Annotated in this window: 13 protein-coding genes; 4 read left to right on the top strand and 9 right to left on the bottom strand. The window is 63.0% G+C overall.

Annotated elements, in window-relative coordinates; all coding sequences use genetic code 11:
- The 3 genes from CWO89_RS35755 to CWO89_RS35765 all read left to right on the top strand — a co-directional run.
- Positions 1 to 163 (top strand): PTS sugar transporter subunit IIA (locus CWO89_RS35755; RefSeq protein WP_165421462.1); only part of this gene is annotated, 163 nt, incomplete at its 5' end.
- 62 nt (positions 164 to 225) lie between these two features.
- Positions 226 to 522, top strand: coding sequence for a nucleotidyltransferase family protein (locus tag CWO89_RS35760; protein WP_130583122.1), 297 nt, complete (start codon positions 226 to 228; stop codon positions 520 to 522).
- A gap of 36 nt (positions 523 to 558) precedes the next feature.
- Positions 559 to 867, top strand: coding sequence for a HepT-like ribonuclease domain-containing protein (locus CWO89_RS35765; RefSeq protein WP_165421463.1), 309 nt, complete (start codon positions 559 to 561; stop codon positions 865 to 867).
- A gap of 108 nt (positions 868 to 975) precedes the next feature.
- On the opposite strand, the gene CWO89_RS35770 is transcribed toward CWO89_RS35765, so the two are convergent.
- The 8 genes from CWO89_RS35770 to CWO89_RS35805 all read right to left on the bottom strand — a co-directional run bounded on the left by CWO89_RS35770 (position 976) and on the right by CWO89_RS35805 (position 8,559).
- Entirely contained in the window at positions 976 to 1,242 is a 267-nt protein-coding gene (locus CWO89_RS35770) for a BQ00720 family protein (RefSeq protein WP_028164846.1), read from the bottom strand.
- Between the two features lie 49 nt (positions 1,243 to 1,291).
- Positions 1,292 to 1,717 (bottom strand): Hsp20 family protein, encoded by a 426-nt coding sequence (locus CWO89_RS35775; protein WP_130583124.1) that lies wholly within the window; start codon positions 1,715 to 1,717, stop codon positions 1,292 to 1,294.
- A 323-nt stretch (positions 1,718 to 2,040) separates the two neighbouring features.
- Positions 2,041 to 3,129: a sn-glycerol-3-phosphate import ATP-binding protein UgpC gene (locus CWO89_RS35780; RefSeq protein WP_130583125.1), complete on the bottom strand. Its 1,089-nt coding sequence runs from the start codon at positions 3,127 to 3,129 to the stop codon at positions 2,041 to 2,043.
- A gap of 141 nt (positions 3,130 to 3,270) precedes the next feature.
- A complete protein-coding gene (gene ugpE, locus CWO89_RS35785; protein ID WP_130583126.1) occupies positions 3,271 to 4,119 on the bottom strand; it encodes a sn-glycerol-3-phosphate ABC transporter permease UgpE in 849 nt (282 codons plus the stop codon).
- Positions 4,119 to 5,000, bottom strand: a complete 882-nt coding sequence (ugpA, locus tag CWO89_RS35790; RefSeq protein ID WP_130583127.1) for a sn-glycerol-3-phosphate ABC transporter permease UgpA — start codon at positions 4,998 to 5,000, stop codon at positions 4,119 to 4,121. The genes ugpE and ugpA overlap by 1 nt, the downstream gene beginning before the upstream one ends.
- 172 nt (positions 5,001 to 5,172) lie before the next feature.
- Positions 5,173 to 6,492 (bottom strand): sn-glycerol-3-phosphate ABC transporter substrate-binding protein UgpB, encoded by a 1,320-nt coding sequence (ugpB, locus tag CWO89_RS35795; protein WP_130583128.1) that lies wholly within the window; start codon positions 6,490 to 6,492, stop codon positions 5,173 to 5,175.
- A gap of 276 nt (positions 6,493 to 6,768) precedes the next feature.
- Positions 6,769 to 7,974: a CaiB/BaiF CoA transferase family protein gene (locus CWO89_RS35800; RefSeq protein WP_130583129.1), complete on the bottom strand. Its 1,206-nt coding sequence runs from the start codon at positions 7,972 to 7,974 to the stop codon at positions 6,769 to 6,771.
- Positions 7,975 to 8,133: 159 nt separating this feature from the next.
- Positions 8,134 to 8,559: an organic hydroperoxide resistance protein gene (locus CWO89_RS35805; protein ID WP_130583130.1), complete on the bottom strand. Its 426-nt coding sequence runs from the start codon at positions 8,557 to 8,559 to the stop codon at positions 8,134 to 8,136.
- A 156-nt stretch (positions 8,560 to 8,715) separates the two neighbouring features.
- Between CWO89_RS35805 and CWO89_RS35810 the strand changes: the two genes are divergently transcribed.
- The gene (locus tag CWO89_RS35810; protein ID WP_130583131.1) at positions 8,716 to 9,180 is read left to right on the top strand and encodes a MarR family winged helix-turn-helix transcriptional regulator; all 465 of its coding nucleotides are present in this window, start codon (positions 8,716 to 8,718) and stop codon (positions 9,178 to 9,180) included.
- A 7-nt stretch (positions 9,181 to 9,187) separates the two neighbouring features.
- Here CWO89_RS35810 and CWO89_RS35815 read toward each other — a convergent pair whose 3' ends face one another.
- Entirely contained in the window at positions 9,188 to 9,427 is a 240-nt protein-coding gene (locus tag CWO89_RS35815) for a GIY-YIG nuclease family protein (protein ID WP_130583132.1), read from the bottom strand.
- Positions 9,428 to 9,547 lie beyond the last annotated feature (120 nt).

Here is a 9,547-nt window from a genome sequence, read left to right on the forward strand (position 1 = left end):
CCTCCTGCTTGCCCCCGAAGGCGCCGGCGCCGACCACCTCAAGGCCCTGGCGCGCATCGCCCGCCTGCTACGCGACCAGGACGTCGCCAAGAAGCTGCGTGCTTCCCGCGACGCGCAGGCGATCTACTCGGTACTCGCACTGCCGCCGGCAAGCGCGGCTTAGTCGCTAGCTGGAAGCGCATACCCGCTTTGGCGGCATTTCGTCGCTCGTGATACAATTGCTGCATGACAAGAACTGAAGCATTGAGGAAGCTGCGAAGCCAGGCGGACGCCATCAAGGCGCTGGGAGCGACGTCGCTCTACCTGTTTGGTTCGACGGCTCGCAACAAAGCCAATGCGAAAAGCGACATCGACCTGTTTATCGACTACGATCCTCGGGGCCGCTTTAACGCCCTGGATTTGGTGGCCGCCAAGCGGCTACTCGAGGAGAGCCTTGGCGTCGAAGTCGATTTAACCACCCGCAAGGGACTCCATCCGCTCATCCGAAAACAGATCGAAGCCGAGGCGACGCGGGTTTTCTAGATGCCCACGCGCTCCCCTTTGCTGCGGATCCACGACATGCTCGAAAGCATCCGCGGCATCGAGAAGGCGCTGGCCGGAAAAACGATTCGCGATTACGGGCGCTCGTGGTTGCTGCGCTCTGCGGTTGAACGTGGAATAGAGATTATCTCCGAAGCCAGCCGCCATCTCGGCAATGATTTGAAGGCCCAGCACAAGGACGTGCGTTGGAAGGATATCGCCGGCATCGGCAATATTCTGCGGCATGATTACCAGCGGGTTGATGCTGCAATCATCTGGAAAGCCGTCAAAGACGATCTACCGCCGCTCAAGGCGGCGCTGCTTGAGCTCCGGGAGGCCTTCAAATGATGCGGGGGGCGGTTTGAAAAAACACGCGGGCAGCCCTCGTTGGAGGACATGCCCGCGCATCGAATTCGCTGTGGCGCGTTCAACCAGCCCGCGTCAGGCTGACCGGCGTCAGTGGACGCTGACGGCCTGTAGCTCGTTGCTCCAGGCGTTGGCGACCGCGGCTTCCCGGCTATCGGTCAGCATCATCGGCGTGCCGTCGGCGGCATGGAGCGCGAAGAGTTTGAGGCCCGGCGCAATCTTGGGCGCCTGGGGAAAGAGATCCGGTACATCCTCGGAACGGACCTGCTTCACATAGGCGATATGACCCTCGCCCAGATGGGCCAGCGCCTCCGGTGAGACGCTATCGCGTTCTAACGTCGTACTCACTTCACTCATGGTCTCGACTCCTTTGTCGATTAAGCGGTCGAGTCCGCTCCTCGTTCCATTATTCGTGCTCATTGATCGCGATTGTCTTAATGACCCTTTCAGGTTCCGGCCTGGCCAGGTCGACCGACAACAGCCCGTTCTTCAGATCCGCGCCCAGCACCTGCATCCCCTCCGCCAGCACGAAAGTGCGCTGGAAGTGGCGTGCGGCAATGCCGCGATGGATGTATTGCCGAGCCTTGTCCTCCTGCTGGCGGCCCCGAATCACGAGCTGGTTTTCCTCAACCGTTACATCGAGTTGGTCGCGGGTAAACCCCGCCACCGCCAGCGTGATGCGCAGGCGTTCGGGCTGGCCGTTGGACCGGTCACACCGCTCGATGTTGTATGGAGGATAGCCGTCGGCGCCTTTCACGACGCGATCGAGCGCACGCTCGATTTCGTCGAATCCCAAAAGGAACGGACTGGACAACGTTGGAACACGAGACATCCCAAAGCCCTCTCGAAGCGACTTTGAGGGGCCCTTGCGGCGCCCCATGCAACCGAATAGGCGTCTTGCCCTCGGTCATGAACGAATATGGGGGCGATTCGCGGAGGGTTCAAGCGCCTCTGGAATCAGGATTAATCCGCTCGTTGCCAGCCCAAACGCCGTCGTCCCCGGGGGCATTGCCACCGGGTCCGCGCGAAGCGCGGCCTGATGACAGGCTCCGCGATGAACCGGGAATCCATTTCTCCGCCACGGTATGCAGCCGATGGATTCCGGGTTCCCGCTGCGCGGGCCCCGGAATGACGGCGAGGGAAGGCGTCCAAGCCTCAGCCGATTCGCTTCCGGCCATCGGCGGTGAACAGGTGCAATTTGTCGCGGGGGGCGACCGCCCGGATCCGCTGGCCGATGGCGGGGCCGGTCGCGCCGGGAACCCGGACGATGACCTCGCCCGGCGGCAGTTCGCCGGGGTTGGCGGCCACGCCCTGTTCCTCACGCTGGCGGGTGCCGTAGACGAAGGTCTCGGCGCCGACATGCTCGATCGCCTCCACGGTGAGGCCAAGCGCGACGCCGCCGGGGACCGATTCGTTCGCGATCACGAAGTCTTCGGGCCGGATCCCGAGAATGCCGGCCTCGCTGGCACTGATATCGCCGGCGAGCTGCGACCTGAGTTCATCGGAAGCCAGCGGCATCAGGTTCATCGGCGGCGCGCCGATGAAGGCGGCGACGAAGGTGGTCGCCGGCTTCTTGTAGATTTCAAGGGGATTGCCGATCTGCTCGACCAGGCCGCCATTCATCACGACGAGGATATCGGCGAGCGTCATCGCCTCAAGCTGATCGTGGGTGACGTAGATCGAGGTCGTGTTCAGCCGGCGCTGCAATTTGCGGATCTCGACTCGCATCGCGATGCGCAGCTTGGCGTCGAGGTTCGACAGCGGCTCGTCGAACAGGAACACTTTCGGCTGCCGCACGATCGCGCGCCCCATCGCGACGCGCTGTCGCTGGCCGCCGGAGAGCTGCCGCGGCTTGCGGTCGAGCATCGCGGCAAGCTCGAGGATGCGCGCGGCTTCCTCGACGCGCGTCCTGATCTCCGCCTCCGGCATGCGGCGGTTGCGCAGGCCGTAGGCCATGTTGTTGTAGACGCTCATATGCGGATAGAGCGCGTAGTTCTGGAACACCATGGCAATGTCGCGATCGGCGGGCTCGACCTGGTTGACCAGGCGGCCGCCGATGTCGATCTCGCCGCCGGTGATGGTCTCCAGCCCCGCCACCATGCGCAGCAGCGTCGACTTGCCGCAGCCGGACGGGCCGACCAGCACGCAGAACTGGCCGTCGCCGACCTCGAAATCGATGCCCTTGATCGCTTCGAAACCGCCCGGATAGGTCTTGCGGACGTTGCGGAGGGTGACGTTAGCCATGTCGAGCTCCGCGGACGCGAATAGCGAGTAGGGGGAGGCGGGCGAATAGCGAGTAGCGAATAGCGAATAGGAAAGCGAAGGTCGTCAGCTTGCGCGTGCCTCCATTCGCTACTCGCCATTCGCTATTCGCCACTAGCTCCCTCACTTTTCCGTCTCCACCAGTCCGCGCACGAACAGCTTCTGCATCACCACGACCACGAGCACCGGCGGCAACATCGCGAGCACGGCGGTGGCCATCACCACCGGCCATTCGGTCAGTGCATCGGTGGTGGTGATCATCTTGCGGATGCCGATCTGGATCGTCTGCATGTCGTCGCGCGTGGTGATCAACAGCGGCCAGAGATACTGATTCCAGCCGAGGATGAAGAGGATGACGAACAGCGCCGCCATGTTGGTGCGCGACAGCGGCAACAGCGTATCCCAGAAGAACCGCAACGGCCCTGCGCCGTCGATGCGCGACGCCTCGAGCAGCTCCTCGGGGACGGTCATGAAGAACTGGCGGAACAGCAGGGTCGCGGTGGCGGATGCGATCAACGGCAGCGCGAGACCGGCATAGCTGTCGAGCAGGTGCAAGTCGGCGACGGTCTTGTAGGTCGGATAGATCCGCACCTCGACCGGCAGCATCAGCGTGATGAAGATCAGCCAGAACATCGCCATCCGGAACGGAAAGCGGAAATAGACGATCGCATAGGCCGAGATGATCGAGATCGCGATCTTGCCGAATGCGATCAACAGCGCCATCACCAGCGAGTTGAGCAGCATGGTGCCGACCGGCTCGCGGGTCGAGCCGCTCGTGCCGACGAAAATGGTCTGGTAGTAGGTCTGAAGGAAATGTCCGCCCGGCAGGAGCGACATCTGGCCGTTGGCGATAACGGCATTTTCCTGGGTGGACGCAACGATGGCGAGATAGACCGGAAACGCGACGATTGCGATGCCGATCCACAGGATCGCATGCGCGACGTAGCGCTGGATGCCTTCCTGCTCGACCATCAGTAGGTCACCTTGCGCTCGACGAAGCGGAACTGCACCGCTGTCAGTCCGATGACCATGATCATCAGGATCACCGATTGCGCTGCCGAGCTGCCGAGGTTGCCGCCGAGCAGGCCGTCGACATAGACCTTGTACACCATCGTCTCGGTGGCCTTTGCCGGTCCGCCGCGCGTCATCGTGTCGATGATGCCGAACGTGTCGAAGAAGGCGTAGACGATGTTGATGACCAGAAGGAAGAAGATGGTCGGCGACAGCAGCGGGAACGTCACCGTCCAGAACCGGCGCATCAGGCGTGCCCCGTCAATCGCGGCCGCCTCGAACACGCTTCTCGGAATGCTCTGCAGGCCCGCGAGGAAGAACAGGAAATTGTAGGAAATCTGCTTCCAGGCGGCGGCGAGAATGATCAGGAGCGCGGCCTGGTTGCCGTCGAGCAGCGGATTCCAGTCGATGCCCATGCCGCGCAGTCCGCGCGCCAGGATCCCGAGCGAGGGGTGCAGCATGAACACCCAGAGTACGCCGACCACCGGCGGGGCGACGGCATAGGGCCAGATCAGGAGCGTGCGATACAGCGTGCCGCCGCGCAGCGGCTTGTCGGCCATGACAGCCAGCAGCAGCGCAAACGACAGCGACGAGAACGCGATGGCGAAGGAGAACACGAAGGTCCTGACGATCGCCGCCCAATAATCCGGCTGGCTCAGGATGTCCTGGTAGTTCTCGAACCAGACGAAACTGGTCGAGAGCCCGAACGCATCCTGAAGCAGGAAGGATTGCAGCACCGCCTGCGCGGCCGGCCAATAGAAGAAGATCAGGACGATCGCGAGCTGCGGCGCGACCAGCGCAAAAGGCAACAGCTTGGACTGGAAAACCGCCTGCTTCTGCATGACACCCCAAGCGAGGCAGGCCGCATCATGCGGGCCGCCCGATCATCCCCTCAGCGCGTAATTGTAGCCCGGATGGAGCGCAAGCGTAATCCGGGTAGTCGATCCGCGGCGAAACTCTCCGGATTACGCTTCGCTCCATCCGGGCTACGTGGTGTGCGTGCGACGCGAGATCTCAGCGTACAGCGGTTTTTTCAAACTGCCGGAGCATCTGGTTGCCGCGCTCGACGGCGGCATCGAGCGCCTGTTTGGCGGTCTTCTTGCCGGCCAGCGCCTGCTCGATCTCTTCGGCCCAGATGTCGCGGAGCTGCACCATGTTGCCAAGGCGCAGGCCGCGCGAGTTCTCGGTCGGCTCCTTGTTGGTGAGCTCCTTCAGCGGGGTCTCCAGATAAGGCTGATCCTTGTAGAAGCCTTCCGCCTTCGCTTTCTCGTAGGCCGCCTTGGTGATCGGGAGATAACCGGAGGCCTTGTGGATCCCGACCTGGCGGTCGGTGTCGGAGAGGAAGGCCAGGAACTTGGCGACGCCCTTGTATTCCTCGGCCGTCTTGCCACCCATCACCCACAGCGAGGCGCCGCCGATGATCGAATTCTGCGGCGCGCCCTTGGCGTCGCGATAGTAGGGCATCGGCGCGTTGGTCCAGTTGAACTTGGCCTGCGACTTCACATTGCCGAAGAAGGCCGACGAGGTCAGGAAGATCGGGCACTCGCCCGAAGTGAAGCGGCCTTCGCCGGTGTTGGTGCGGCCGGAATAGTCGTAGGTCTTGTCCTTCTGCAGCTCGATCAGATTTTCGAGATGCTTGACCTGCAGCGGTCCGTTGAACTGCAGCACGGTGTCAAAGCCGTCGAGCCCGTTGGCCTTGCTGGCCAGCGGCACGTTGTGCCAGGCCGAGAGCTGCTCGAGATTGACCCAGGTCGCCCAGGCGTTGGAGAAGCCGCAATTGGTGTGGCCCGCGGCCTTCAGTTTTTTCGCCGCGTCGAACACTTCCGGCCAGGTCTTCGGGATCTCGGCAACATTAGCCTTCTTCAAGGCGTCGAGATTGACCCACATCACCGTCGAGGACGAGTTGAAGGGGAAGGACAGCATCTCGCCTTTCGAAGTCGAGTAGTAGCCGGTGATCGCAGGCAGGTAGCTGCTCGGATCGAATTTCTCGCCGGCCTCCTGCATCAGCTTGTAGACCGGCTTGATCGCGCCGGTTGCCGCCATCATGGTGGCGGTGCCGACCTCGAAGACCTGCATGATGTGGGGCGCGTTGCCGGCGCGGAACGCGGCAATGCCGGCGTTCATCGTATCAGCATAGCCGCCCTTGTAGGTCGGAACGACCTTGTACTCGCTCTGCGATGCATTGAAGTCATTGGCGAGCTTGACCACGACATCGTTGTTGCCGCCGGTCATGGCGTGCCACCACTGGATCTCGGTCACCGCAAATGCCGGCGAAGCGCCGAATGCCAGTGCGACCGCGATTGCTGCTGCAGCGCCGAACTGTCGAAAAGCCATCAAAACCCCTCCCGTTAAGCCGCCATCTCCGTCGGTTGCGCTAGCAGCGCGGAATGACGTGCAAATGACCTATAAGCGAAGATCATGGCGCCGGGGAAGCGGGAGCCGGCGACGGATAAGGCAGAAAGAGCGACCCGGCGAAGGGCAAGCGACCCGTTGCCGCAGCCGCACGTAGCCCGGATGGAGCGAAGCGCAATCCGGGGCCTTTACAGCAAGGCGTGAATTTTCCCGGATTGCGCTGCGCTCCATCCGGGCTACGAAGCCGACCCGGACAGATCAGCGCTTCCGCTCGGGCCCGCAGACCACGCCCTTGGCGACCAGCGCCTCGACTTCCGCTTGCGAGTAGCCGAACTCGCCGAGCACCTCAGTGGCGTGCTGGCTGAACTTTGGCGGGGTGCGGCGCAGGCTCGGTTTGGTGCGTTCCAGCCGGATCGGCGAGGCGACGCCCTTGTACCAATCCTTCTCGATGATATCGCCGCGGTAGATCGTGTGCGGGTTGGTCAGCGCCTGGTCGATCTTCTGCACCGGCCCCGCCGGCAGGCCGGCGGCGAGCAGGCGGTTGCACAGCGGCTCGGCCTCATACTGGCTGAACACCGCGGCAAGCTCCGCGCGCAGCGCGTCGCGGTTCGCAATGCGGTCCTTGTTGCGGGCAAAGCGCGGGTCGGTGCCGAGTTCGGGCTTGCCGATCTCCTTACACAATTTGCGGAAGGTGCCGTCATTGCCGACGCCGATGAAGATGTTGTCGGTCTTGGTCGGGAAGATCGCGTAAGGAACGAGGTTGGGATGCTCGTTGCCGGTGAGACCAGGCGGCTTGCCGTGCATGAAGTAGTTGGCCGTGTGCGGATGCATGATCGCAAGGCCGGTCTCGTACAGCGTGGTCTCGAGGAACTGGCCGAGGCCGGAGCGCTGCCGCTCCGACAGCGCCATCAGGATGCCGATCGTCGCATAGAGCCCGGTGGTGATGTCGACCAGCGGCACGCCGATTCGCATCGGGCCGCTTTCCGGCGAGCCGGTGGCGGCGATCATGCCGGTCATGGCCTGGATGATCGCGTCATAGCCGGGATTGCCGCCGCGCGGGCCGTCGGCGCCGAAGCCGGAGATCCGGCAATGCACCAGCCGCGGGAATTTCGCGCGCAGCACGTCGTTGCCGATGCCCCATTTGTCGAGCGTGCCCGGCTTGAAATTCTCGATCAGGACGTCGGCGCCTTCGAGCAGCTTCATCAGCACGGCACGGCCGCCTTCGGAGGCGAGGTCGAGCCCGATCGAGCGCTTGTTGCGGTTGATGCCGACGAAATAGGCCGCATCCTCCTCATGAAAGGGAGGGCCCCAGTCGCGCACTTCGTCGCCGGCGGGCGGCTCGACCTTGATCACGTCGGCGCCGTGGTCGGCGAGAATCTGGGTGCAATAGGGACCGCCGAGCACGCGCGTCAAATCGATCACGCGCAGGCCGGCCATCGCGCCTGCGACCGCTTCTGAACTCATGGGAAACCTTCGCTCAAGTCAAACAGATGGAGGGTTTGTCCAGAGCTAGCGGTCTTCGAACGCGGCGGCAATGCCTTATCGCGCGTGGAGGCATGCCATCACCGATCGCAACGCGAATAGCCCGCCGCAAAAAATCAGCGGGCTATTCCGCCATACGGATTACACCACGTTCAGGCGTACATCGACATTGCCGCGCGTGGCGTTGGAATAGGGACACACCTGGTGGGCCTTTTCCACCAGCGCCTCTGCATCCGCACGCGAGAGCCCGGGCAGGGAGACATCGAGCGCGATATCGAGGCCGAAGCCGCCTTCGGAGCGCGGTCCGATGCCGACCGTCGAGGTCACCGCAGCGTCGGCGGGCACCTTCGGGCCGCCCTGCGAGGCCACGAACTTCATCGCGCCGATGAAGCAGGCGGCGTAGCCGGCCGCAAAGAGCTGTTCGGGGTTGTTGCCGGCGCCGCCGCCACCGCCGAGCTCCTTCGGCGTGGTGAGCTTGACGTCGAGCGCACCATCAAGCGTCGCGGAATGGCCGTCGCGGCCGCCAGTGGCCTTGGCGCTGGTCTTGTAGAGCACGTTCACGGACATGGGGTGTCTCCCTCATCAATGGTTTCGACGCCGTTTATATTGCAGACAATTAGATTGCGCACAATATAAAACGCATGGCCTCACATTTAATTGTTCGCAATTGAATGTGTGGCGGCACCGGCCCACAATGAACCCAGATTCTGACGAGGCTGAGAAATGGCACGGAAACAGTTGGCGGTCGCGGACCAGCCGCTACGGCTCGACAATCAAATCTGCTTTGCGATCTATTCGACCGCGCACGCGTTCAACCGCGTCTACAAGCCGCTATTGGACCGGCTCGGCCTGACCTATCCGCAATACCTGGCGATGCTCGTGCTCTGGGAGAAGGATGGAGTTCCGGTCAAGGATATCGGCGAGCGGCTGTTCCTGGATTCCGGCACGCTGACGCCGCTGCTCAAGCGGCTGGAAGCCGCACAGCTCATCAAGCGCACACGCAGCAAGGAAGACGAGCGGCAGGTGCTGATCGCACTCACGCCGCAAGGGCAGGCGCTGAAGGAGAAGGCGAGAGCGGTGCCGCAACAGGTCCTGGCGGCCTCTGCCTGCTCGGTCCCGGAACTATCGGCGATGAAGAACGAGATCGTGGCGCTGCGGGACAGGCTGAATGCGGCGGTGGCGGAGTGAGGGGGGATCAGAGGCGCTTCTTGGCGAACGCGCGGCCGGAATGGGATTTTAGATACTTCTCGAAGGCAAGCGCTTTGTACTTATCGGGGAAGGCACAGTACCAGATCAGTTGCCATGGCTTGAACTTGGCGGTGTGCGCGGATCTGCCGGCATTGTGTTCCGGAAAGCGTCGTTTCAAATCCGCAGTGGCACCGATGTACTCCTGGTCCGGAAAGTTGGTGCTGCGGATGATGTAGACGTACCACATTGATGCCTACCGGCAGATGGCACCAGCGGAGTTTTGGGCAGCCCGTCTTCGCCCGTTGGGCTTCGCCGGGCACCACGCTTCGCCCTTCGAGCTCCGCGCGGCTGCGCCACGCGTAGCCCG

It is taken from the genome of Bradyrhizobium sp. Leo170, from assembly GCF_004296405.1.
Lineage (GTDB): Bacteria > Pseudomonadota > Alphaproteobacteria > Rhizobiales > Xanthobacteraceae > Bradyrhizobium.

What these genes read in the sequence shown, in the direction of transcription:
- CWO89_RS35810 (WP_130583131.1), top strand. Translation starts at nt 8,716, where the DNA reads ATGGCACGGAAACAGTTGGCGGTCGCGGACCAGCCGCTACGGCTCGAC.
- CWO89_RS35765 (WP_165421463.1), top strand. Translation starts at nt 559, where the DNA reads ATGCTCGAAAGCATCCGCGGCATCGAGAAGGCGCTGGCCGGAAAAACG.
- CWO89_RS35805 (WP_130583130.1), bottom strand. Translation starts at nt 8,559, where the DNA reads ATGTCCGTGAACGTGCTCTACAAGACCAGCGCCAAGGCCACTGGCGGC.
- CWO89_RS35775 (WP_130583124.1), bottom strand. Translation starts at nt 1,717, where the DNA reads ATGTCTCGTGTTCCAACGTTGTCCAGTCCGTTCCTTTTGGGATTCGAC.
- ugpA (WP_130583127.1), bottom strand. Translation starts at nt 5,000, where the DNA reads ATGCAGAAGCAGGCGGTTTTCCAGTCCAAGCTGTTGCCTTTTGCGCTG.
- ugpE (WP_130583126.1), bottom strand. Translation starts at nt 4,119, where the DNA reads ATGGTCGAGCAGGAAGGCATCCAGCGCTACGTCGCGCATGCGATCCTG.
- CWO89_RS35770 (WP_028164846.1), bottom strand. Translation starts at nt 1,242, where the DNA reads ATGAGTGAAGTGAGTACGACGTTAGAACGCGATAGCGTCTCACCGGAG.
- CWO89_RS35815 (WP_130583132.1), bottom strand. Translation starts at nt 9,427, where the DNA reads ATGTGGTACGTCTACATCATCCGCAGCACCAACTTTCCGGACCAGGAG.
- CWO89_RS35760 (WP_130583122.1), top strand. Translation starts at nt 226, where the DNA reads ATGACAAGAACTGAAGCATTGAGGAAGCTGCGAAGCCAGGCGGACGCC.
- ugpB (WP_130583128.1), bottom strand. Translation starts at nt 6,492, where the DNA reads ATGGCTTTTCGACAGTTCGGCGCTGCAGCAGCAATCGCGGTCGCACTG.
- CWO89_RS35800 (WP_130583129.1), bottom strand. Translation starts at nt 7,974, where the DNA reads ATGAGTTCAGAAGCGGTCGCAGGCGCGATGGCCGGCCTGCGCGTGATC.
- CWO89_RS35780 (WP_130583125.1), bottom strand. Translation starts at nt 3,129, where the DNA reads ATGGCTAACGTCACCCTCCGCAACGTCCGCAAGACCTATCCGGGCGGT.